Source organism: Candidatus Binatia bacterium (assembly GCA_036504975.1).
In the GTDB taxonomy this organism is placed as follows: Bacteria; Desulfobacterota; Binatia; order UBA9968; family UBA9968; genus JAJPJQ01.
On the sequence record DASXUF010000156.1, the window covers coordinates 1 to 23,785 of the forward strand.

Consider the following 23,785-nt stretch of genomic DNA (forward strand, 5'->3'; position numbering starts at 1 on the left):
TTAAACTCAACATTGTGGATGAAGGTCGTGGTTGAATTCCAGTTTGAAGCCGTACTGGGAAAAACCCGCCGTACGGAATTTTAGAGAGGGAGGAGGACACGCCTGTTCCTGTATGGGTTCATGTGGTGCGCCTCCTCCCTACTCGACGGTGAAAAAGTTATCACCACGAAGAGCACAGCGCGGCGGAGCCGCAAGCAAAAGTCGAAATATCTCGCGCAAAGACGCAAAGGGCGCCAAGGTTCCTCAAATCCCCCTCTTTCCCCCTTTGTCAAAGGGGGATGAAAGGGGATTTCTCGATTTCTTTGCGTCGTTGGCGTCTTGGCGCGATCAAAACAACCAGGGTTTTAGACTTAGAAAATTTGCGCAAACGAAGAAAACTTTTAATCATAGTATTACGAAGGTCACGAAGTTTTTAAGTCCTCGCCCCAAGACGCAAATAACGCATCTGTTGATTTGCTGACGGCGCTCGCCCCTCTGATCGCGCGAGCTTTACGGCGCGATCCAGACCCGGGAAAAACCCGCCGTGGTCATGTTGAAGCGCCCGTCCCAGTCGGTCTCGAAGCCGCGCACCTTCTTGTTGTACGTGTAATAGCGCGGGATGAACGCCAGCGGAATTTCCGGAACTTCTTCGTGGATGATGCGTACCACTTTCTCCCATATGGCGTAGCGCTTCTTGGGGTCGATCGTCTTCGCCGCCTCGTCCATCAAGCGGTCCACTTCTTTATTGCAATAGCCGGAGGAGTTCTCGCCGCGTTTTTTCGCTTTCACTTCCTCTTCGTTGCAGCTCAGCTCTCCCGGATATTCCATGCCCAGTTCGGTCGGCACGTCGCTGCCGGAGAGAATCATCATGAAATCGCCCCTGCTTTCACGCGTCTCGCGCGCGCCTCTTTCCACGATCGTGATTTTGGTTTTGATCCCCGCCGACGACAACAGGTTCTGAACCACTTGGAGCTCCTCGCCTTCGGTCTGGAGACCCATAAGCTCCACCTCGAGATTCGGCGATACGCCCCCTTCCTTGAGAAGCGCCTTGACCTTTTCCAGGTCGCGCTTCATCTCGGGAAGCTTCATGTGCCAGGGACTCTCCTTCGGAACCAACTGGTCCGCGGGCTCGCCCAGCCCCCAGAACGCGCCGTCGATAAACTGTTTCTTGTCCAGCGCGTAACGAACCGCCTGACGGAGCTTGAGATTATTGAACGGCGGATCGGCGACATTAAAAAGCATGCGGCGGAAGCCGGCGTACTTAGCCTCGGTTGCCCTGAGATCGGGATATTCCCCTTTGAGAACGCCGCGCACGGAACCGTAAGCCGTTCTTTCAACCATATCGACGTCGCCGGCGCGAACGGAGGTAAAGCGAACGGTCTCGTCGCGAATCGGGCGCAGGACCAGCTCGTCGAGGTAGGGAAGCCCTTTTTGCCAGTAATCCGGGTGGCGCACGAAGACGATTTCCCGGTCGGCCTTGTAGTCCTTGAACGCGAACGGACCCGTGCCCGGCGGCATCGTTTGCGCGCGCGGATCGGTGACCGATCCTTGAGGCACGATGGGAAACGGGCGGATGGAGCCCAGCGTCGCCAAAAAAGCCGAATCGACTTCCTTCATCACGAACTCGACGGTGTACTTGTCCTTGACGTTGACCGACCCGACGGCGCGGAGCGGGACAATTCCAGTGGCGGCGTTCTTCGGCTCCATGGCGTAATCGACGCTCCATTTGACGTCCGCCGCGGTCAGCTCCTTGCCGTTGTGGAACTTCACGCCGCGCCGCAGGTTGAACGTATATAATTTTCCGTCGGGCGAAACCTTCCACGATTCGGCGAGGGCGGGGACCATCTTGCTGTTCTTATCGAAATCGATCAGCGGCTCGTAAACGATGCCGCGCACGGCAAAATTCGTGGAGGTGGTGCGCATAAACGGATTGACCGCGGTGATGTCGTTGCGCAGTCCTAAAATAAGACGCCCGCCGCGCCGCGGAGTTTCCGCGGCGGACCCCGGGGTGGCAAGAAATAAAATTATCAAACCAGCGACGATGGTGTAGGTCATAAAGTCTCCTGAGCCAATTCGAAATTCCTGAATGACGGCTGAATGTCATGCCTCTCCGAGGGACAGGAAGTTAAAGGTTTTGCAAAATCACTCAATGCAACCATTGAATCGGTCCCCTCGCCCGCTTGCGGGAGAGGGAGGAACACTCAGAAAATAAACCCCCTCATCCTGACCTTCTCCCTCAAGGGAGAAGGAAAACTGAGGCGCCCGATTTATGCTCGTAAAAATCGACTTTTCATAGCCGTTCAGGAATTGTTTATACCGCGCGCGCGGCTTCCTTCTGCGTGCACCAGGGAATCACGTGTCCCATCCGGCAGCGCGCCGATGCCTTGGCCAAGGCTTCCTCGAACACGGCGTGAATCTTCCGGTCTTCGTCTTCGTACTCGATCTGCGCGCCGCCCTGCTTGACGCTTTTGTCCGTCCGAGCGTCTTCGTGGTTGAACATCGAGAAGCGGTAGCGCCAGGTGTTCCAGCGGAGCGCGAGGTAGCGCGCCGGATCGGCGCCGGCGTTGAAGTGCTGGTGGAACCATTGATTGGGCGGCACGACGACGCTGCCCGGCTTCCAGTCCACGCGCATCCGTTCTTTTCCTTCGGGCCAGAGCAGCGAGTAGCCTTGCCCGGTCAGGATGATGACGTGCGCGCCGGGGCCGTGACGATGGGCTTTCTTATACGTCCCGACGCGGAATTCCGAAATGTGCGACATCATGATGTTGCCGGCGAGATCGAACATGACGTGGCGGTTGCCGCCCGGCCCGCGCTCCGGCTTGTCGTAAAGCGGCACCGTGTACACGTCGGGAACGAAGTTGACCGATAGCTTGTCGCCCCAGAGCTGGCCGACGCCGCTGAAGTAATCGTTATCTTCATCGGGATTGAAGCGGTCGAGGAAAGCGTAATCGGCGTTGAAGACGAAATCGACGTTATGAAACAAGCTCAACATGAACGGCGCGTTGGTGACGGCGAAGTAGCGCACCGGGGCGTTGCCCTGGCCGTTGAAGTGTTGGTACGCGGAGTTCAGAGGAATCGCGAAGAGGCTCCCCGGATGCCACTCGAACGTATGTTTTTTCTTCCCGTCCTTTTGCCAGATGGTGGTCGCGCCGCGGCCTTCGACGATGAAAATCATTTCTTCGTAGAGATGCCTCTGCGGCTTGAGCGATTTCCCCGGCGGAATCACGCAGACGTAGCCGTCGTTGGTCCCGCCCGTGCCGTCGAGGTTGACGAACGCCCCCAGCCCGCCCTTCAAGTCCCAGGGCGCGACTTCGACTTTGCGCAGATCCTCGATGAAGAAGCCGCGGTGGATAGGAATTTTTTGCGCGATCTGCCAGTTCCCGTACGTGTCGATCATCTTGTCGTTGGTGTATTTCATAAACTTCGCCTCCTTTTCGCGTCCATAGGTGTCAATCCAATTCGATCAGCAGCCGCGGGTCGATCTTGCAGGCGATCCGCAGGCAGCGGTCCTCCAACGGCCGGAACGCGCGCTTGAAGCGGACGGCCCGGCGCACGCTTTCCTGCTGCTCGTCCGTCACCGCATATCTGCGGATGAGATCGTGCGTCGAAGCGCCGTGCTCGATATCCAGCTCGGCGTGGACGGCGTAGTGCACGAGCCCCCATTCGGGAACGCCGTAGAACTTCGCCAACGCCTCCGCGAGCTGCATTCTCCGGCCGCCTTTTCCGGTGCCGACGTCTTCGTCGAAGCTCATCGCCGCGCCTTCGAGCCAGCTATGGTCGCGGGCATAGTTCAGCCACGAGTCGCAGAGGTGCCGGTATTCGGGGATCACGTCCCTGAAGCTCTCCATCTCTGCGCGCGGTATTCCCAGGCCGTCGCCGAGCCGAAGCCAGCTTTCGGAGTGCGGCCCGGTCGTGCCGCCCATCAGCCGGTCATCTTCCTCGTCGAGATATTTTTTGACGCGCTCCAGCCGGACTTCTTTGATTGGGCAGTTGGCCAGGATGTAGAGTTCTTTGCGCGGCACGTTGGCGCGGTAGTAATGGTACTGCTTCACCCACGTTTTGACCTGTTCCTTGGTGAGTTTTCCCTGCATGATGAGAATATGGGTGGCGTGCCCTTTGTGGAAGAGCTCTCTTCCACTCATGAGCTCCTTGATGAACTCATCCGGCGGCTTGGGCATGGCGTGATGTAAGCGTTAAGCGCGCATCGACGAAGCTCTGAACTCATCGATTTCCTTCCAATGCAGGTATCAAAATGAATTTCGTTTGGCAAACGGATGTTTGCCGAGTGGGTCCATAAGAGAAATTCGAGAGCAAGCAGAGACCTCGCTCGCTAGTGACTCATGTTGAGTCGTGTAGGTAGCGGCTCATTTTTTGAAAATGTGTCTATTATTGCACAGAATCCCGGTCCGTCAGCGGTGTAAGCATGGTTCAGCATGGAGATTACAGGTCCACGAGGCAGATGGACGTTACGGTGCCAAGCCTGCGACGCTACGTTTGAAGTCGAACTGGCAAGCGTATTTGAACGAATTGTACGCTCCGTGATTGATACACCCTGTCACGATTGCAAAAAGAAGCCGACGGACCCCCCTGCAACGCCGTGGCACGAGATCGTAGGGTTTGAGACTCTAAGCGAGAAGCTGGATTAGCATTCGACCTGGCCCGACTGCCCCTGTCATAAATTCACTCTGTGCCCGGCCTGGAGGAGAAGACAATGAGCGACGAGAAGAAGACCCTTTACGAGCGCCTTGGCGGCTACGACGCGATCACGGCGGTGGCGAATGATCTCCTGCCCCGGCTCCAAGCCGATCCGCAGCTCGGCCGCTTCTGGGCGCATCGCGGAGAGGACGGCGTCAAGCGCGAGAAGCAGCTCCTGATCGACTTCCTATGCAGCAGCGCGGGCGGACCGGTGTACTACCGCGGCAGGGACATGGCGCTCTGCCACCGAGGCATGCGCATCAGCGAGAGCGACTGGAATGTGTTCCTCGGTCATGCCGCCGCGACCCTCGCGAAATTCCAGGTGCACGAGGCCGAACAGCGCGAGGTTGTTGCGTTTGTCCAGGGTCTCAAGAAGGAGATCGTGGAATAGCGTGGTTTCCCGGCCATCGGTAAGTAACCTCTTTACGCCCCGGCTTTACTTGCAACGTTTCGCCGCGCGGGTTAACTTTGCGCTAGTCGGAATGACATCGTATGGCTGAGATCTTAAAAACTCTCGGTGGGACTACGTTGACTCTGCTTGCCGGTGCTATGCTCCTGACGGGATTTTTTCATTACGCAGATGCAGCGATCGGTACGGACAAGGTTTGGAGTGCGATCGAGAGCATGCTCAATCGGAAAGGAGGAGAGGTCATTTTCACTACGATCGCTGCCGTTGTCGCGTACGTCGTCGGTATAATCAATATCGCCGCTTGGAGCTTACTTTGTGGTCTTCTTGACAAGGATTTAGTTCTCATCAACCAAATCGAATCGCTTCAGAAACCACAATTGTTGAAAGAGACTCAGGATTTCCTCAACATCAAGCGCGCTCTCGTGGGATTCTCGTTCCCTCTCGTTTTTTACGGTTTCGGTTTAGTCTGCGACCGCAACGACTTTCAGCCCGCTCGGGTCACAGCGATAACTGGAGTCTGTCTGGCACTCTTGGGAGGAGTGCTTTCACCAATCATAGCTTGGCGAATGCATCGGATGCTGGAAACCATGGCCAAGAAACTTTTGGCCGAATCGCCTACCGAGCGGATGCCGCCGACAGGAAATCGCCCGGCCACGCATGTTTCTTAAATCGACGTTCCTGGGCGAGAACGTCGGGATCGGGAAGATTGTCGGAGTCTTCGAGGCTTTGTCTGTGAGCCCGAAGGTGTCATGATTGGTGCGCCGGAAAAGACTCCCGACCCCTTAATTCCTCCCTTAATTCCGCCTCGCGTATGTCACGTCCACAGTCGGCTCTCCGCGTAAAAAAAAATTCCTACCGGGATTCGGTAGGAGTTATCAGCCCCGCTCTGGGGCAGTTTCAGGTGAACTCCATCACCTTCGATTCGATAGGGAACGGATAGACTTCTCGGCCCAGATTGTCAATAGTTTTTTCGGATGGGCGGGAGATCAAGGGCCGGTCGCCGCAGGTGAGGTGGACCAGGCTTATGGTCGACTGCGTGTTACCCGCTTAGATCGCGCCTAATTTTAACCCGGTTTCCCAAGTCCGGCAGATGGAGGGGGAGGGCGTGAAGGGCTCAGGCGATCTCAATGGTTATTTTTCCGCGGCTCCTCCCTCAAGTCGATCAGGCGGTGGAGCTTGCTGTTCGAGGGCGGACCGGGAACGACAATCGGCCTGGCCGCGCAGTGGGGGCAAATGCGCGTGCTCTGGAGATCGTTGATCTGATCGGTGAGCAGGCCGGTCAGCGTGAATATGCGGGTACACGCATGGCACTGAAGAACGGCCTTCCAAATTCTAGCTGGGGGCATGGGTTGATAGACATAGTACGGCTCACGGATTTCTGTCAATACCTCCGCCGCGTCCGTCGCGAAGCTCTTCGGGCAAATGGGCGCCGAGCTGGAAGAGGAAAGGGGGAAGGCGAGAGGCAAAGCGGGTAAAGATGCGTTCGATCTACGAGAAGAGATGGTTAGTTGAGATTCTTAGGTTTCAGGTCGAGAATTTTGTGAGTTTTCAACACCGGCGAGTTATCTTCCGCTATCGCGGCAACTGATTTGGCCGAGCAGGAGGGACAGGGCGTGATTTGCGGAATGATGGGTATTCGGTCGATGGTTATTTCACCGACGACAAAACGATGGGAGCAGGCATGACACCGAAGCGTCATTGTCCAGAGTTTTCCATGCGCCATCAAGCTCAGTGCTATCCTTCTTTGTCGCGAACTTCAATAGTGGAACGAAAGGCAGGCGTGAATCTATTCCAGTTTTTTAGGATGACTCCGGAAACCGATGACGTGATGCCACGGCGTCCCGTCGGCCTCAGGCGTTGTCTTACATTCAGGGCAGGGTCTTACGCTAGCGAGCACAATAACCCTTTGTCCTGTATACAGCTCTACTTCGAAAACGTGCCCGCAATTTTGACATTTGAATTTCCATACTCCGGTATCCATGGCGCGAGAAAAACCATAGCATGATCTCCAACGAAAAAAAGGCCTGCTCCACGTCGCAGATAGAGTTACAATTTATCCCACGCGTCTTCCCTGGTGAAACAAGTGCAGCTTCGTCGGATCGGCTGTAAGGTGAAGCGTGTCGCCTCGATTGACGGAAACATTTGGAGGCAGGCGGGAGATCAATTGTCGGCTGCCGCATGTGAGATGGACGAACTTGTCGGAGCCGAGGTCTTCGACGAGTTCCACTTCGCCCTCGATGAATGCGCGGTTCGAATCGGCGGGTTGTAAATCTTCGGGACGGATGCCGACGGTCAGAGGTTTGCCGGCAAATTCGCTGCGGCGTTCGCCGAGAATAGGGGAGAGGTCGATCTTGCAGCCGTTGCTAGTGAAAATTCCCCGGGCATCGACAGTTCCCTCGATCAGATTCATCTGCGGGCTGCCGACGAAGGTTGCGACGAAAGTGTTCACCGGCCGCTGGTAAATCTCCGACGGCGGGCCGATCTGTTGTATAGCTCCTTTATTCAGGACGATGATCTTTTCTCCCAAGGTCATCGCCTCGGCCTGGTCGTGCGTGACGTAGACGATCGTCGCGCGTAGCCGCTGGTGTAGCCGCGCGAGCTCGACGCGCATGCCGGCGCGAAGCGCGGCGTCGAGGTTGGAAAGCGGCTCGTCGAAGAGAAAAATCTTCGGCCGGCGCACGATCGCGCGTCCGACCGCCACGCGCTGGCGCTGTCCGCCGCTCAGCTCCTGGGGCTTGCGCGCCAGGAGTTCATGAATCTCCAGAAGCTTAGCGGTCTCTTCGACATTTAGGCGTATTTCTTTATCCGGCCGGCGGCGCAGCCTGAGGGAGAAGGCGAGATTCTCAAAGACGTTGAGATGCGGATAAAGCGCGTAGTTTTGAAAGACGAAAGCGACGTCGCGCTCGCGCGGTGGAAGCGAGTCCACGTGCTTGTCGCCGATGACGATGTTTCCACTCTCGGCTTCCTCCAAGCCGGCGACGGCGCGGAGAAGCGTCGTCTTGCCGCAGCCGGAAGGGCCGAGGAGAATGCAGAATTCCCCGTCGGCGACCTCGAAGCTGATATCGTCGAGCACTTTCCCCGCGCCGAAAGACTTCGAGAGATTACGTACCGTCAGTGACGCCATCTTTTAATCGTTAATTCACCACAGAGTTCGCAGAGTTGGATGTTCTTAATTACTCCGCGTCCTCCGCGCCTCCGCGGTGAGCTCTCTTCTAGATTCCGTTTTCATCCTTCATCCCTCATCCTTTACCCTTTCACCGCTCCCGCCGACAAGCCGCGGATGATGCGCCGCTGAAACACGAGCGTGAGCGCGATCAACGGCAGCGTCGCGATCGTCGACGCCGCGGCGATCTCGCCCCACGGCATCGTGTATTCGCCGGGAAAAAGCGCGATGCCGACGGGCAAGGTCTGCAATCCCGGAGAGGTGAGAACGATCAAGGCGAAGAAAAATTCGTTCCACGCGAAGATGAAGACAAGAATCGAGGCGGTGAATATTCCCGGCGCCGCCAGCGGGAAGACGACCCTCCACAGCGCCTGGAGCCGAGTGCAGCCGTCCACCAGGGCGGCCTCCTCGATCTCGTAAGGCAGCTCCTTGAAAAAAGTGGTTAGAATCCAGATCGCGAGCGGCAGCGAGAGCGGGATGTAGGCGGCGACGATGCCCTGATAGGTATTCAGCCAGCCGAGGCCGTTGAGAATTCGCCACACGGGGCCGGCGATGGCGATTTGCGGGAACATCGAGACGCAGAGGAGGAGCATGAGATAAAATTTGAGCCAGGCGGAATGAAACCGCGTGAGCGCGTAAGCGGTCAACGAGCCGATGGCGATGCTGACCAACGTGGTCGCGCTCGCGACCAGCGCGCTGTTGCGGATATAGCCGAGAAGGCCGTAGCTCTCCAGCGCCGAGCGATAGAAGCCCCAGTGAAAGTCCGGAACGAGCTCGGGCGGGATCGCGGTGATCTGCACCGGGCTTTTCCACGAGGTGAGGACGAACCAGAGGAAGGGAATGAGGCTGAACGCAGCGATCGCCGTCACGTACAAAGAGAAAAGCAGCTTCTTCATTTCGTCCCGTTCTTTTCCAGGATACGCGCGCCCAGCAAGCGAATGTAGGCGAGGGCGAGCGCGAGGGAGAAGAGAAACACACCGACCGAAATCGCCGAGCCGTAGCCGATCATCCCCTCGGCGAACGTTTTCTTGTAGCCGTAAAATTGCAGCACGTTGGTCGCGTCGGCCGGTCCTCCCTGGGTCATGACGAAAACGAGGTCGAAGACCTTGAAGCCGTCGATCGTTCTAAAGAGCAGCGCCAACAGCAGCGCCGGCCGGATCAGCGGCAAGGTGACGCGGCGGAATTTCTGCCACGCCGTCGCTCCGTCGATGTCGGCCGCCTCGTAAAGCTCGTCGGGAATCGTCTGCAGGCCGGCAAGAACGATCAGCGCCGCGAACGCGCTGGTTTTCCAGACGTCGCCGACGATGATCGCAAGCGGCGCCAGCAGCGTGTCCGCCAGCGGCGCGAGATAGAGCTCGGTTTTCTCGCCGAAGATCAAAAAATTGAACATGCCGTAGCGATCGTTGAAGATGAAGCGCCACATCTGCGACGAGACTACGGTGGGAATCGCCCAGGGGACGAGCACGACGGCGCGCAGCAGGCCGCGGCCGCGAAACGATTCGTTCAAGACCAGGGCCATGCCGAGTCCGATGATCACTTCCATGATCGATGTTGCCGCGACGAAGATCAGCGTGATGGTAAGCGAGTGCAGCGCGACGGGGTCGGTCGCGAGGTCCTGATAGTTTTCCAGGCCGACGAATTTCTCTCCGAGCCAGGGGAGCGTGAGGATCAAACGGTAGAAGCTCAAGCGCGCCGACGCGAAGATCGGATAGAGTGAAAAGACGGCGACGAAGAGAAGACTGGGAAAGATATACCAGAGCGCAGGGTTGCGGACTCTCATGGCTGGGCTCTCTCGCGCAAGAGATCCAACACGCGGTCCATGTCTCTCGACGCCAAACGGGCGAACCGGTCTATATTGGAATCGCGCACGGCGATGGCCGAGCTGAAGTAGCGCTGCATGATATTGGAGAGCGGAACGTAAACCGGCGTCCGCGGCCGGGGCACCGCCTGCATGGAGGTTTCGAACTGCGTCCGGAAATGCGGATACTTCTGCAAAATTTCCGGGTCGCGGTACCCGTCTACTCGCGCAAGCCCGCGCCCCGTCGAGAGAGCGATCCGCTTCTGTGTCTCTTCACCGGTCATGAAGCGGATGAATCTCCAGGCCGGCTCCGGCCGGCGGGAAAAGCGGCTGATGCCCAACTGCCAGCCGCCGAGCGTGGACGCGCTCTTGCCGCCGGGGAAAGCGGGCAAGGTCGTCATCCCGACCTTGCCCGCTACTTTCGATTTTTTCGGATCGTTGGCTTCCTCCCACGCGTACGGCCAATTCCGGTGGAAGATCGCCTTGCCCTGGGTGAAGAGCGCGAGCGACTCCGGCTCCTGATAGGCCAGGACGCCGCGATGAGAGATCTCGCCCACGATGCGGTCGCGGACGAACCGCACCGCCTCTTGGGCCTCCGGCAGATGAAGCGCGCTTTTGAGCGCTTGCTCGTCCCATACTTCGGCCCCGCGGCTCGCGATGTATTCGATCATGTTGCAGACGAGACCTTCGTACTGCTTGAACTGGCCGGAAAAGCCGGACAGTTGCGCGTCATTGACTCCGGCGAGAATGGTCTTCGCCTGTTCCACGAGCTCGGGCCACGTGCGCGGCGGCGGGAAGTTGTACTGCTGCAGCAGGTCTTTGCGATAGTAGAGAAGCCCCGCATCGACGAACAGCGGAACGCCGTAGACGCTTCCCTGGTACGTGTTCGCCGAAATCGTCGCGGGCAAAAATTTCTTCCGCTCTTCGGGCGGAAAGTAGCGGTCGAGCGGCAGCGCCCACCCCGCCGAGGCGAACTCCGCCGGCCAGATCACGTCCATGAAAAAGACGTCCATCGACGGATCGCGGTTTTTGAACTTCTGGCCGACCAGATCGTGAAACTCGGTGGAGGAATGGGGGCCGATCTCGCGGACGATCTTCAGATCCGGATTTTGCGCCTCGAAGTCTTTGACCAGCCGGTCGAGAAATCCCTGCGTGTCCCGCCAGGTCACGAAGCGGACTTCGGCGGCTCGCGCCGGAGCGAGGCAAAGAAATGAAATAAAAAACACGGCTGGGCGCCAGGAACAGAAATGTCTCACGGAGAGTTATCGTATCCGTCAGCACTCGGCTTGTCTAGCGAACCAGCCTGCTCTTGAGGGTATCAATGGAACTATTTGCCGTTAACAAATTTCTTCTTGACAAGGAAGGCGCCTATGGCCCATGTTCTCTCCGGACCGTCAATTATCCGCAGTCAAGAATTTATTCGAGGGTGAACAAATGAGAAAACTGGCTGGGCTATCAACCTGTCTATCTTTTTTTTGCGCGGCATGTGTCAGCATTGCAGAATTGCCCGAAAGCGTACAGATTCAGGCGCCCATGCCGAAGGATATACGATCCGCAGTCATTCATCCTGTGCCGATGAAACCGGGAACGATGAAGAATGTGGACAGCCGAAGCGATACGCCGCAAGTCTTTGCTGGCCAGGTCAAAGATGCGTTAGCTCTCAGGCGCCCGAGCTGGCGTATCAAGGTCATTGGCGAGGGCGAGCCTGGCGCAGTCGGCGATGAAGAGATTGCTGTTAGAATCGAATTTCTGGAGATCGACGGCGGCAGTGCCGGTCTTAGATTTTGGATTGGCTTTAGTGCCGGAGCTACAGAATCTCTTGTAAGGGTCTCCATTATAGACAGAACAGGGAAGGATTTGGCTTCGACGAAAATCTCCGAGCGGACGATGTGTCCTCTTGGCGCCTGTGTGGAATCGAACGAAGCCTCGATTCGGAGAAATCTCCAAGACCTGGCTGTCGAAGTGGCTGAGTTTATCACCGATCCGGCAGGTTATCAGAAGAAAAAGGCATCTGAATCCTGATAAAATGGGACTCCAATTGGCACGCATATCGTCGACGAGCTAACATGTATATGTCAGCTGAGTTGGAGTCACGTTAAGTGCTCCGGGAAGCGAAAGAAAAGGGGGCAGAAGAAAACGGGGCGAGGATAAAAGGTTCGCGCCCCCCTTTTTTCTCCCTGGCTGGTTCCGATGACTATATCAAAGGATCAAGAACTACCTTGGTTTCGAGGTGGGCCTCTTTTAGAAGTAAGCTTTCTAAAGGACCTTCGTATCTCCAGGCAAGATTTCATTGAGCAGATATTCACCGGTCTGAAAAATCTTTTTCTAACGGTTGAAATGGCTCGAACTGATATTGAGCTTGCAGAAGTTAAAGAAGAATTTGTACGCGGATATCCACGCGACGAACAAGACACACTGTCAATCGCGGTTCACTCTATCAGCATACCCGCCTACGTTCATTTCATAGAACAAAAGAGAAAGGCATATATTAGAATACAACAAATTTCTGAAAATCTTACTAATATTACCTTTGACTTCTTTGGGTCTGTGCATGACGCCCCAGAGTGGGGACAAAGGGGGATTAGAGAAACTGACCTGCCTACATTCGTAGAGCTACTTAAAAACCTTTTTGATGCCTTTGAATTCGCAGTTGGAACCATTGGATTTGAGTTTGATAGCAAAGACCTATTCCTATCGGATGAATGCTGGCCAAGCCGCGACTATGATTTGTCAAATTTAAATAAGACACTCGTAGAAACAAGTGACGTTACGCGGTTTATTTACATTCTCGTCAACAAGACATACATGCAGTTAACAAGCCTCGATCCATTGCCTGAATTTAGAAAAGTTGAGGATAACCAAAAATACCTACTATTTGAATGGAAAGGAACTTTAGAGGTTTTTCTGCAGTGAATTGGTTATTTCCATTCCGTCATCGATTTTACCAGCAGTAACCGCTCCCCGCAGGTCGGCCCGCCCCCACGTTGCACCTTAACGCCAAACTGCTACCCTAGAGATACTAGGGGCCATAATAGATGTTCGGCCGGTCCACCATCATGTTTTCCGACATCATCGACATCCTCGTCGTCGGCGTCCTTCTCTACACGGCGATGGCCTGGGTCAGGACGACGCGCGCGGCGTTCGTGCTGCGCGGCATGTTCCTCCTGGCGGTGATTTACCTGGTCGCGCGCCAGCTCGATCTGCAATTGACCGCGTGGATCTTCCAGGGCTTCTTCGCCATCTTTTTGATCGTCGTGGTGGTGATCTTTCAGGAGGAGCTGAGACAAATTTTCGAAAGGCTCGCGGTGTGGAGCTGGCGCTCCAACGGCAATCCGACGCTGCAATCAGAGACCACGCGCGTCCTGGTGCGGACGGTCGCGGATTTGGCCAAGGAGCGCATCGGCGCCTTGATCGTCGTGCGCGGCAGCGATCCGATGGCGCGCCATATCGTCGGCGGCATTCCGCTCGACGGCAAGCTCAGCGAGCCGCTGCTGAAAAGCATCTTCGATCCCCACTCGCCGGGTCACGACGGCGCCGTCATCGTCGAGCAAGACCGCATTGCGCGTTTTGCCGCCCATCTGCCGCTATCCAAGGACCTCGAACAGCTCGCCAACGTCGGCACGCGCCACAGCGCGGCGCTGGGGCTCGCCGAATTGACCGACGCGCTTTGCGTGGTCGTTTCCGAAGAGAGAGGCACGATCTCGGTGGCGCTGGACGGCAGGCTCCAGGAACTCAACAGCCCTCAGGAGCTGGTCGGTTTGCTGGAAGGGTTTCTGGGAAAAAAATATCCCGTTCAACAACGGCGCTGGATGCCGGTCGAGCACCTGCGCGCCAATTGGCAGGGCAAGGCGATCGCCCTCGCGCTGGCGGTCGGCTTCTGGTACGTGTTCGTTCCCGGCTCGAAGGTAGTGGAGGCCACTTACAAGCTTCCCGTCCAGGTGCAAAATCTCCCGCCGGAGTACGAACTCGAATCGGTTCAGCCGACGGAGGTCCAGGCGACCTTCTCGGGGCCGCGGCGCGCTTTTTATTTCTTTCGACCGAAGCGGCTGAAGGTCATGGTGGACGCGTCCTCGGCGGGGCTGGGCCGGCGGACGTTTACGATTTCCGAGCAGAACATCCGCCATCCCGCCGACCTCCGGCTGGAAGAGGTCAAGCCTCCGACGCTGCGGATCTCCCTCCGCAAGCTCGCGCGCGACGACGAAAAGGTTAGCGGGGGATGAGCCGGAAGGATTGTTTTCCTCAAGACGGACGCCGGCGCGCCGTCGTCGAGAACGTCAAGCCGGAAATCGACGGCGGCCGCTTCCCGGCGAAGCGCACCGTGGGTGACAAGGTGGCGGTCGAGGCGGACATCTTTGCCGACGGACACGACCTGCTGTCGGCCGTCCTCAAATATCGCGGTAAAAATGATAAGGGCTGGACCGAAGTCCCGATGACGCCGCTCGACAACGACCGCTGGCGCGCCGAGTTCACCGTCGAAGGGATCGGAACCTATCTCTACACCATCGAGGCGTGGGTGGACCGGTTCGAGACCTGGCGCCAGGGGCTAAAGAAAAAAGTAGCGGCCGGCCAGGACGAGTCGCTGGATCTGACGGCCGGCGCGTCGCTGATCGAGCGCGCGGCCAAGCAAGCCGCCGGCGACGACAAGAGAAAGCTGCGGGAGCAGGCGCAGGCTTTGCGCTCGGACGGGGAGCGAAAAATCGCGGGCGACGCCGGCGACGAGCTCAGCCTGCTCATGAAGAAATATCCCGACCGGCGCTTCGCCTCCCGCTACGAAAAAGAACTCGCCGTCACCGTCGACCGCGAAAAGGCGCGCTTCAGCACCTGGTACGAGCTTTTTCCGCGCTCGTTCGCCCGCCGGCCGGGAGCGCACGGCAGCTTCGCAGAGCTGGAACAAAGCCTTCCGTACGTCGCCTCCATGGGATTCGACGTGCTCTACCTGCCGCCGATCCATCCAATCGGGCGGGATCATCGCAAGGGCAGGAACAACGCTCTCACCGCCGCGCCGGAAGACCCCGGAAGCCCGTGGGCCATCGGTTCGACCGGCGGCGGTCATAAAACGATTGATCCCGCGCTTGGAACTTTGGAAGACTTCAAGCGCCTCATCGCCAAGGCGACAGGCCACGGCCTGGAGATTGCGCTCGACATCGCCTTTCAATGCGCGCCGGACCACCCGTACGTGAGAGAGCATCCGGAATGGTTTCGCAAGCGGCCGGACGGAACCGTACGATTTGCCGAGAACCCGCCGAAAAAATACGAGGACATCGTTCCGCTTGACTTCGAGACGGACGCATGGCGCGAGCTGTGGGCGGAGCTCAGGGACGTGGTGTTTTTCTGGGCGGAGCAGGGCATCAGGATTTTCCGCCTGGACAATCCGCACACCAAACCGTTTCGCTTTTGGGATTGGCTCGTCGCCGAAGTGAAAGAGCGCTACCCCGACGTGATCTTTCTTTCCGAGGCGTTTACTCGCCCGAAGATCATGGTCCGCCTGGCCAAGGCGGGTCTCACGCAGTCGTACACCTATTTTACATGGAGACGGACCAAGGCTGAGCTGGTTGAATACTTCGAGGAACTCACCCAGACCGAGCTGCGCGAGTTTTTCCGCCCGAACCTGTGGCCGAACACGCCGGATATTTTGATGGACTATCTGCAAGAGGGCGGGCGGCCGGCCTTTGCCGCGCGCTATATTCTAGCGGCCACGCTCGGCGCCAACTGCGGCATCTACGGCCCGGCCTTCGAGCTGTGCGAGAATAAGCCGAGGGAGCCGGGCAGCGAAGAGTATCTCAACGCGGAAAAATACGAGATCAAACGCTGGGACCTGGAAAAGCCGGACAGCCTGAAAGATCTGATCGCCGCCGTGAACCGCATCCGCAAGGAAAATCCGGCGCTGCAGAGCGACTGGAGCTTGCGATTTCATGCGGTCGATAACGATCGGATCATCTGCTACAGCAAGCAGACCGAGGACCGGGCCAACACGGTCCTCACGGTCGTCAATCTCGCTTGCGTCAACAGCGAGTCCGGCTTTGTGAATCTTTCGCTGGCCGCTCTCGGGCTCGACAACGATGGGCCTTACCAGGTGCACGACCTTTTGACCGACGCCAGATACACCTGGCGCGGCGCAAGAAACTACGTGGAGCTTGATCCGAAAAAGATTCCGGCGCACATTTTCCGGGTGGAAGAACACAGGACGCTCTCGAGGTGAGCCGCTCGATTTTAGATCCCGGTTCTAATCGAAAATCTAAAATCGGCAATCTATAATGGATGCGCGAGTAAACGATCCCCGTCTCTTTGGTTGATATGGCCAACCGGAGCCAACAGGACAAAGAAGTTCTAAGCGACGATCCTCTCTGGTACAAGGACGCGGTCATCTACCAGCTCCATGTCCGCGCCTTCCGCGACAGCAACGAGGACGGCATCGGCGATTTCCGCGGCTTGACCGAGAAGCTCGATTATCTTCAGGACCTCGGCGTTACGGCCCTCTGGCTGCTACCGTTTTATTCGTCGCCGCTCCGCGACGACGGCTACGACATCGCCGACTACACCAACGTGCATCCGAACTACGGCACGCTCCAGGACTTCAAAACTTTTCTCAAGGAAGCGCACCGGCGCGGGCTCCGCGTCATCACGGAGCTGGTCGTCAACCACACCTCAGATCAGCACCCGTGGTTCCAGCGCGCGCGCCACGCCGAGCCGGGCACGAGCGCGCGCGATTTCTACGTATGGAGCCAGACGCCGGACAAATATCCAGAGGCGCGGATCATCTTCAAAGACTACGAGCAGTCCAACTGGACCTGGGACCCCGTGGCCAAGGCTTATTATTGGCACCGCTTTTATTCCCATCAGCCCGACTTGAACTTCGACAACCCCGAGGTGCGGAAGGCGCTTTTCCAGGCGCTCGATTTTTGGCTCGAGATGGGGATCGACGGCTTCAGACTCGACGCCGTGCCCTATCTCTACGAGCGCGAGGGAACCAATTGTGAAAATCTCCCCGAGTCGCATGCGTTCCTTAAGGATCTGCGCCGGTACATCGACAAGAAATATCCCGGGCGCATGCTGCTCGCCGAGGCCAACCAGTGGCCCGAGGACGCGGCGGCCTATTTCGGACAGGGCGACGAGTGCAATATGGCGTTCCACTTTCCCGTCATGCCGCGCATCTTCATGGCGGTGCATATGGAAGACAACTATCCCATTATCGACATCCTCGATCAGACGCCGGCGATTCCGGAGTCGAGCCAGTGGGCGCTGTTTTTAAGAAATCACGACGAGCTGACGTTGGAGATGGTCACGGACGAAGACCGCGACTACATGTACAAGGTCTACGCCAACGATCCCCAGGCGCGGGTGAACCTGGGCATCCGCCGGCGCCTGGCGCCGCTGCTCTCGAACAACCGGCGAAAAATCGAGCTGCTCAGTTGCCTGCTCTTCGCGCTTCCCGGCACGCCGATTATCTACTACGGCGACGAGATCGGCATGGGCGACAACATCTATCTCGGCGACCGCAACGGCGTGCGCACGCCCATGCAGTGGAGCGCCGACCGCAACGCCGGCTTCTCGCACGGCAACCCGCAGCGGCTCTATCTCCCGGTCATCATCGACCCCGAGTATCATTATGAAGCCGTCAACGTCGAGGCGCAGCAGCAGAACCTGCACTCGCTCTTGTGGTGGACCAAGCGCTTGCTGCAGCTCAGGAAAAGCTTCCATGCGTTCGGCCGCGGCACGATCGAGTTTTTACATCCCGACAATCGGAAGGTGCTGGTTTTCATGCGCCGGCTGGGCGACGAGATGATCCTCGTCGTCGCCAATCTCTCGCGCTTCGTCCAGTTCGCCGAGCTCGATCTCTCGGCCTACAAAGGGATGGTCCCGGTGGAGCTTTTCGGCCGCACGCCGTTCCCCGCGATCGGCGAGTTGCCCTATTTCATCACGCTCGGCCCGCACGCTTTTTACTGGTTCAAGCTCGAGCCGGCGCGCGTGCCGGAGGTCGCGGCGCCGCCGCCCGACAAGCTGCCGGTCCTGGAAACGGCGGGCTCCTGGGAAGGAATTCTCCAGGGAAAAAACCGGGCCGCGCTGGAAAGAATCCTGCCGGAGTATCTGCAAAAATGCCGCTGGTTCGGCGGCAAGGCGCGGCAGGTGAGAGCGGCGAGGATTTTCGACGCCTATCGGGCGTCTTTCGATTCGTCTTCGGCCTACTTCGTGTTCACCGAAATCCAGTATGCGGCGGGCCTGCCGGAAAGTTATCTCGTGCCGCTCGCGTTCGCTCCGGCGGAACGCGCCGCGGAGATCGCGCAGGCGAGCCGGGCCGCCGCCGTCGCGCAGCTTAAAATCCGCGACGGCGCGCAGGCGAGCGAAGGGATCTTATTCGACGCTCTCGCGGACGGCGGATTTTGCAGGGCGCTTTTGGAAGCGATCGCGCGCAAGCGCCGCTTCAAGGGAGAAGGCGGCGAGATCGTCGCGCTGCCCTCGCAGCGTTTTCGCCAGATCGCCGGCTCATCGGAGGCGCCGCTTGAGCCTTCGCCGGTGAAGCGCGAACAGAGCAACAGCTCGATCGTCTTCGGCGATCGGCTGATCCTCAAGGTGTTCAGAAGGCTCGTCGAAGGCGTCAATCCCGACCTGGAGATCGGCCGCTTCATCACGGAAAAGACCGGCTTCGGCCATACGCCGCCGTTCGCGGGCGCGCTCGAACGCCAGAGAGAAAAGGGCGAGCCGATCACGGTCGGCATTTTGCAGGGCTTCGTGCAAAACCAGGGAGACGCGTGGAGCTACACGCTCGACGCCTTGCAGCGTTACTTCGAGGGTTGCCTCCCCAGGCGGGCGGACGCCGCCTACCTTCCGCTCCCGAAGGAGCACGCTCTGGATCTAGTCGAGAAGGAGATTCCGCCGCTGGCGCAGGAGATGATCGGGGCGTATATCCCTTCGGCCGAGCTGGTGGGGCGGCGAACCGCCGAGCTGCACGTCGCTCTGGCCTCGGACGCGTCCGATCCCGCGTTCGCGCCGGAAAGCTTCACCTCGTTTTACCGGCGTTCGCTTTATCAAAGCATGCGGACGCTTGCCAAGCAGGCGTTCACGCTGCTGCAGAAACGCATGAAGCTTTTGCCCGACGGTCCTCAGGCCGACGCCAGGAAGGTTCTCGGCCTGGAGAAGGAAGTTTACAATCGGATGCGCTCGATTCTCGATCTCAAGATTAACGCGCTGCGCACGCGCCATCACGGCGATTATCACCTCGGACAACTGCTCTATACGGGAAAAGATTTCGTCATCACCGACTTCGAAGGTGAGCCGGCGCGCGCTCTCTCCGAGCGCCGGATGAAGCGCTCGCCGCTCCGGGATGTCGCCGGGATGCTCCGCTCGTTCGATTACGCCGCCGTCTCCGCGTTGAAGAGCGGCAGCGTCCGGGCCGAAGACGTGTCGAGTCTCGAGCCGTGGTCGCGTTTTTGGAATCTCTGGGTCTCGGTCGTGTTTTTAAAATCCTATCTGGCCGTCGCGACCCGGGGGGGATTTCTACCGAAATCCAAGGACGAGATGAAGACCCTGCTCGATCTCTACGTCCTGGAGAAAGCGATCTACGAGCTTAGCTACGAGCTCAACAACCGGCCGGAGTGGGTAGTCGTGCCGATCCAGGGCATACTAGATATTGTTCAACCCACCCGCTAAGATTTATAGATACGGTGGAGGGAGCAAAGCCATGAGCAGGCCGCAAAGAGAATCCACGCTCCGCGAAATATCGCTGCTGACGGACCATGACCTCTACCTTTTTAACGAGGGCAGCCATTTCCGTCTCTACGAAAAACTCGGCGCGCGTCCCGTCAAAGCGGACGGGGTGGAAGGAACTTACTTCGCCGTCTGGGCGCCGGACGCAAAGAATGTGTTCGTCATGGGGAGTTTCAACGATTGGAAAAAACAAACCCATCCGCTCCGGCCCAAGGGCAGCTCGGGCATCTGGGAAGGATTTTTCCCGGACGTGCACAAGGGCAGTCTCTATAAATACCACATCGTCGCCCGCGGCAGCGGCTACCGGGTGGACAAGTCCGACCCGCTTTCTTTCTTCAACGAAATACCGCCGAAGACCGCCTCGATCGTCTGGGATCTCGACTATGAATGGGACGACCGTCAATGGATGGAGAGCCGCCAGCAACGGAACGGCCTCGACAAACCCATGTCCATCTATGAGGTCCACGCCGGTTCCTGGAAACGCGTGCCCGAGAAAGGGAACCGCTCGCTTTCGTATCGCGAGCTGGCCGTCGAGCTGGCCCGGTACGTCGAGGAGACCGGCTTCACGCACGTGGAATTTCTGCCGATCATGGATCATCCGTTTTTCGGGTCCTGGGGATACCAGGTCACCGGCTATTTTGCGCCGTCGGGCAACTACGGTACGCCGCAGGATTTCATGTATCTCATCGACACGCTGCACCGGCAGGGCATCGGCGTCATCCTCGACTGGGTGCCGTCGCATTTTCCCACCGACCAGCACGGCCTCGGCTACTTCGACGGCACGCATCTTTACGAGCACGCCGACCCGCGCCAGGGCGTTCACCAGGAGTGGGGCAGCTACGTTTTCAACTACGGCCGCCACGAGGTCAGGAGCTTCCTCATCAGCAACGCGCTTTTCTGGCTGGAGAAATACCACGCGGACGGTCTCCGCGTCGACGCCGTCGCTTCGATGCTTTACCTGGACTACGCGCGCAAAGGCGGCGAATGGATCCCGAACCGGTACGGCGGGCGGGAAAATCTGGGCGCGATCGAGCTGCTGCGCCGTTTCAACGAGGAGGTTTACAAGACGTATCCGGACGTCCAGACGATCGCCGAGGAATCGACGGCCTGGCCCATGGTTTCGCGCCCGAACTACGTCGGCGGTCTCGGCTTCGGGCTCAAGTGGGACATGGGCTGGATGCACGACACGCTGGAGTACATGTCGAAGGACCCCATCCATCGGAAGTACCACCACCATCTGCTCACGTTCCGCATGCTGTACGCGTTTCACGAGAACTTCGTGCTGCCGCTGTCGCACGACGAAGTCGTGTACGGCAAACGCTCGCTGCTCAGCAAGATGCCGGGCGACGACTGGCAGAAGTTCGCCAACTTGCGCGTGCTCTTCGGCTATATGTACGCGCAGCCGGCGAAGAAGCTCCTGTTCATGGGCGGCGAGATCGGCCAGAGAGGAGAGTGGGTGCATGACGGGAGCGTGGAGTGGCACCTGTTGCAGTTCGCACCGCACGCGGGCCTCCAGCGGTGGATGGCGGACCTGAATCGTTTCTATCGCAACGAGCCGGCGCTGCACGAGTTCGACTGCGATCCGTCGGGCTTCGAATGGATCGACTGCAACGACGCCGAGGGCAGCACGCTGAGCCTTATCCGCAAAGGCAAATCCACGGATGCGATCGTGCTGGTCGCCTGCAACTTCACGCCGGTGCCGCGGATCAACTATCGGGTCGGCGCGCCGCGCGGCGGCTTCTGGAGGGAAACTCTCAACAGCGACGCTTCGGAGTACAACGGCAGCGGGATGGGAAATGCGGGTGGCGTCGAGGCGAGTCATGCGCCGCTGCACGGCCGGCCGTTTTCGCTGAACATCACTCTACCGCCACTCGCCGCCGTGTTCTTCAAAAGCGGCTAGATGGTCGTCGAAAAACGCTCATCCACCCTCTCCCATTTGGGAGAGGGAAGGGTGAGGGAACCCTCACCTCAATCCTCTCCCTCGAAGGGAGAGGAGGCAAGAAACTAATCTGAGTCCAAGTGGAAAAAGAAAGCAACTCCCTCGTCACTCTCGGCGCGAACTATCTCGGCAACGGCAAAACCCGCTTCGAGGTCTGGGCGCCGCTCGCGCCGCGGGTCGATCTGCATATTCTCTCACCGAAAGACCGGATCGTCGCAATGGAACCGCGAGCGCGCGGATATCACGAGATCGTCGCGGACAAGGTCGAGCCGGGCAGCCGGTATTTTTATCGCCTCAACGACAGGGAGCGTCCCGATCCGTCTTCGCGCTTTCAACCCGAAGGCGTGCACGGCCCGTCCGAGGTCGTCAAGACCGATTTCCCGTGGCAAAGCGAGAATGGGTCCGGCGCCGAGCTTCAAGACTACATTATCTATGAATTGCACGTCGGAACTTTTACCCCGGAGGGCACGTTCGACGCCGTTATCTCTCATCTGGATCACCTGAAGGATCTGGGCGTTACGGCCGTCGAGCTGATGCCGGTGGCGCAGTTTCCCGGCGGCCGCAACTGGGGCTACGACGGCGTCGCTCTCTTCGCCGCGCAAAATTCCTACGGCGGACCGGAAGGCCTCAAGCGGCTCGTCGATCAGTGCCACAAGAACGATCTCGCGGTGGTTCTCGACGCGGTCTACAACCATCTCGGCCCCGAAGGAAATTATTTACGGGACTTCGGCCCATATTTCACCGATCGCTATTATACGCCCTGGGGCTCGGCGGTGAACTTCGACGGGCCGGAGAGCGACGAGGTCAGGAAGTATTTTATTCAAAACGCGCTCTATTGGGTGAGCGAGTTTCATATCGACGCGCTCCGACTCGACGCCGTGCACGCGATCCTGGACCATTCGCCGCGTCCGTTCCTGTTGGAATTAGCCGAGGCGGTTCATGAGCAGGCCCGGCGTCTCAACCGCAGGATCTATCTCATGCCCGAGAGCGCGGACAACGACGCGCGCCTTCTCCGCGCGCGCGAGCTGGGCGGCTTCGGCCTGGACGCGCAATGGAGCGACGACTTCCATCATTGCCTTCACGTGCTCTTGACCGGCGAGCGCTCCGGCTATTACGAGGATTACGGCCGCGTGGATCAGTTTGCGAAATGTTTTCGCGAAGGCTTCGCCTACTCCGGCGATTATTCCAAATTTCGCAAGCGCCGGCACGGCAGCGCTTCCCGCGATATTCCGGCGGAGCGCTTCATCGTCTTCTCGCAAAACCACGACCAGGTGGGAAACCGCATGCTCGGCGACCGGCTGTGCCGGCTTGCCGGTTTCGAGGGCACCAAGCTCGCGGCGGGCGCCGTTCTGCTCGCGCCGTTCATCCCGCTCCTCTTCATGGGCGAGGAATACGGCGAGACGGCGCCGTTTCCTTATTTTATCAGTCACATCGACGCCGGGCTGGTCGAAGCGGTGCGCAAAGGACGGCGCCAAGAATTCCGCGCATTCGCCTGGGACAAAGGGCCGCCCGATCCCCAGGCCCAGAAAACATTCCAGTCGGCGAAGCTCAATCACCGTCTCCGCGCCGAAGATCCTCAGCGCACGCTGTTCGAGCTGTACAAGCGGCTGATTCGCCTCCGCAAGGAAATCCCCAGCCTGGCTCGTCTGGATAAAAACTCGATAGAAGTGATCGGCGCCGACAGGAAAAAGCTGCTGTTCGTCCGGCGCTGGAGCGACGAGGATGAGGTGTTCATGCTGTTCAATTTCAGCTCGTCGGAGGCCGCTTTCGATCCGCCGCTCTGCAATCGTCATTGGACCAAGATCATCGACTCGGCCGAGGAGAAATGGCGCGGGCAAGGGAGCGGAATCCCCGGGCGGCTCGATGTGGAAAAGAATTCTCAGATTGAAATTTCTCCCTGGGCGTTCGTTCTCTTCCAGCGGGTTCGGGAAAGTTCGGCGGGCGCGGGCGCCGCAAGGAGTGTCGGCCACGCCGGGAGATCGAGCCCGCCCGCAGATCAGGCCGCGCCGGGAGGGCCGGCCCCCGCCGGGAGATATAGATGAGCTGGGTCGTCTGGCCTGGGAGCCCGTTTCCGCAGGGCGCGACATGGGACGGGTCGGG

At 58.6% G+C, this 23,785-nt stretch carries 17 protein-coding genes and 1 riboswitch; of the genes, 9 read left to right on the forward strand and 8 right to left on the reverse strand.

Features of this window, described 5'->3' with window-relative positions; all coding sequences use genetic code 11:
- Positions 1 to 489: 489 nt before the first annotated feature.
- The 3 genes from VGL70_19595 to VGL70_19605 all read right to left on the reverse strand — a co-directional run bounded on the left by VGL70_19595 (position 490) and on the right by VGL70_19605 (position 4,121).
- On the reverse strand, positions 490 to 2,034 hold the full coding sequence (locus VGL70_19595) for an ABC transporter substrate-binding protein (protein HEY3305736.1): 1,545 nt from the start codon (positions 2,032 to 2,034) through the stop codon (positions 490 to 492).
- Positions 2,035 to 2,290: 256 nt separating this feature from the next.
- Positions 2,291 to 3,397, reverse strand: coding sequence for a cupin domain-containing protein (locus VGL70_19600; protein ID HEY3305737.1), 1,107 nt, complete (start codon positions 3,395 to 3,397; stop codon positions 2,291 to 2,293).
- Positions 3,398 to 3,428: 31 nt separating this feature from the next.
- Positions 3,429 to 4,121, reverse strand: coding sequence for an iron-containing redox enzyme family protein (locus VGL70_19605; GenBank protein ID HEY3305738.1), 693 nt, complete (start codon positions 4,119 to 4,121; stop codon positions 3,429 to 3,431).
- Positions 4,122 to 4,690: 569 nt separating this feature from the next.
- On the opposite strand from VGL70_19605, the gene VGL70_19610 reads away from it, so the two are divergent.
- Both VGL70_19610 and VGL70_19615 read left to right on the forward strand, forming a co-directional pair.
- Positions 4,691 to 5,065 carry a group 1 truncated hemoglobin gene (locus VGL70_19610; protein ID HEY3305739.1) on the forward strand — a complete coding sequence of 125 codons (375 nt, stop codon included), beginning with the start codon at positions 4,691 to 4,693 and terminating at the stop codon, positions 5,063 to 5,065.
- A 101-nt stretch (positions 5,066 to 5,166) separates the two neighbouring features.
- The gene (locus tag VGL70_19615; GenBank protein ID HEY3305740.1) at positions 5,167 to 5,751 is read left to right on the forward strand and encodes a hypothetical protein; all 585 of its coding nucleotides are present in this window, start codon (positions 5,167 to 5,169) and stop codon (positions 5,749 to 5,751) included.
- Positions 5,752 to 5,942: 191 nt separating this feature from the next.
- Positions 5,943 to 6,008, reverse strand: a riboswitch (Fluoride riboswitch).
- 199 nt (positions 6,009 to 6,207) lie between these two features.
- On the opposite strand, the gene VGL70_19620 is transcribed toward VGL70_19615, so the two are convergent.
- The 5 genes from VGL70_19620 to VGL70_19640 form a co-directional block, all read right to left on the reverse strand.
- Positions 6,208 to 6,468, reverse strand: coding sequence for a hypothetical protein (locus tag VGL70_19620; GenBank protein HEY3305741.1), 261 nt, complete (start codon positions 6,466 to 6,468; stop codon positions 6,208 to 6,210).
- Positions 6,469 to 7,136: 668 nt separating this feature from the next.
- Positions 7,137 to 8,207: a sn-glycerol-3-phosphate ABC transporter ATP-binding protein UgpC gene (ugpC, locus tag VGL70_19625; GenBank protein ID HEY3305742.1), complete on the reverse strand. Its 1,071-nt coding sequence runs from the start codon at positions 8,205 to 8,207 to the stop codon at positions 7,137 to 7,139.
- A gap of 122 nt (positions 8,208 to 8,329) precedes the next feature.
- On the reverse strand, positions 8,330 to 9,142 hold the full coding sequence (locus VGL70_19630; GenBank protein ID HEY3305743.1) for a carbohydrate ABC transporter permease: 813 nt from the start codon (positions 9,140 to 9,142) through the stop codon (positions 8,330 to 8,332).
- Entirely contained in the window at positions 9,139 to 10,026 is an 888-nt protein-coding gene (locus tag VGL70_19635) for a sugar ABC transporter permease (GenBank protein HEY3305744.1), read from the reverse strand. The genes VGL70_19630 and VGL70_19635 overlap by 4 nt, the downstream gene beginning before the upstream one ends.
- On the reverse strand, positions 10,023 to 11,270 hold the full coding sequence (locus VGL70_19640; GenBank protein HEY3305745.1) for an ABC transporter substrate-binding protein: 1,248 nt from the start codon (positions 11,268 to 11,270) through the stop codon (positions 10,023 to 10,025). The genes VGL70_19635 and VGL70_19640 overlap by 4 nt, the downstream gene beginning before the upstream one ends.
- A 151-nt stretch (positions 11,271 to 11,421) precedes the next feature.
- Between VGL70_19640 and VGL70_19645 the strand changes: the two genes are divergently transcribed.
- From VGL70_19645 to treZ, 7 genes are all read left to right on the forward strand, one after another.
- Positions 11,422 to 12,066, forward strand: coding sequence for a DUF4410 domain-containing protein (locus VGL70_19645; GenBank protein ID HEY3305746.1), 645 nt, complete (start codon positions 11,422 to 11,424; stop codon positions 12,064 to 12,066).
- Positions 12,067 to 12,234: 168 nt separating this feature from the next.
- Positions 12,235 to 12,957 (forward strand): hypothetical protein, encoded by a 723-nt coding sequence (locus VGL70_19650; GenBank protein HEY3305747.1) that lies wholly within the window; start codon positions 12,235 to 12,237, stop codon positions 12,955 to 12,957.
- A gap of 122 nt (positions 12,958 to 13,079) precedes the next feature.
- Entirely contained in the window at positions 13,080 to 14,264 is a 1,185-nt protein-coding gene (gene cdaA, locus VGL70_19655) for a diadenylate cyclase CdaA (GenBank protein HEY3305748.1), read from the forward strand.
- Positions 14,261 to 16,243, forward strand: a complete 1,983-nt coding sequence (locus VGL70_19660; GenBank protein HEY3305749.1) for an alpha-1,4-glucan--maltose-1-phosphate maltosyltransferase — start codon at positions 14,261 to 14,263, stop codon at positions 16,241 to 16,243. Before cdaA ends, VGL70_19660 begins: the two co-directional genes overlap by 4 nt.
- A 95-nt stretch (positions 16,244 to 16,338) precedes the next feature.
- On the forward strand, positions 16,339 to 19,689 hold the full coding sequence (gene treS / locus VGL70_19665; GenBank protein HEY3305750.1) for a maltose alpha-D-glucosyltransferase: 3,351 nt from the start codon (positions 16,339 to 16,341) through the stop codon (positions 19,687 to 19,689).
- A 31-nt stretch (positions 19,690 to 19,720) separates the two neighbouring features.
- Positions 19,721 to 21,646, forward strand: coding sequence for a 1,4-alpha-glucan branching protein GlgB (glgB, locus tag VGL70_19670; protein HEY3305751.1), 1,926 nt, complete (start codon positions 19,721 to 19,723; stop codon positions 21,644 to 21,646).
- Positions 21,647 to 21,765: 119 nt separating this feature from the next.
- Positions 21,766 to 23,727: a malto-oligosyltrehalose trehalohydrolase gene (gene treZ / locus VGL70_19675; protein HEY3305752.1), complete on the forward strand. Its 1,962-nt coding sequence runs from the start codon at positions 21,766 to 21,768 to the stop codon at positions 23,725 to 23,727.
- Positions 23,728 to 23,785: the final 58 nt, after the last annotated feature.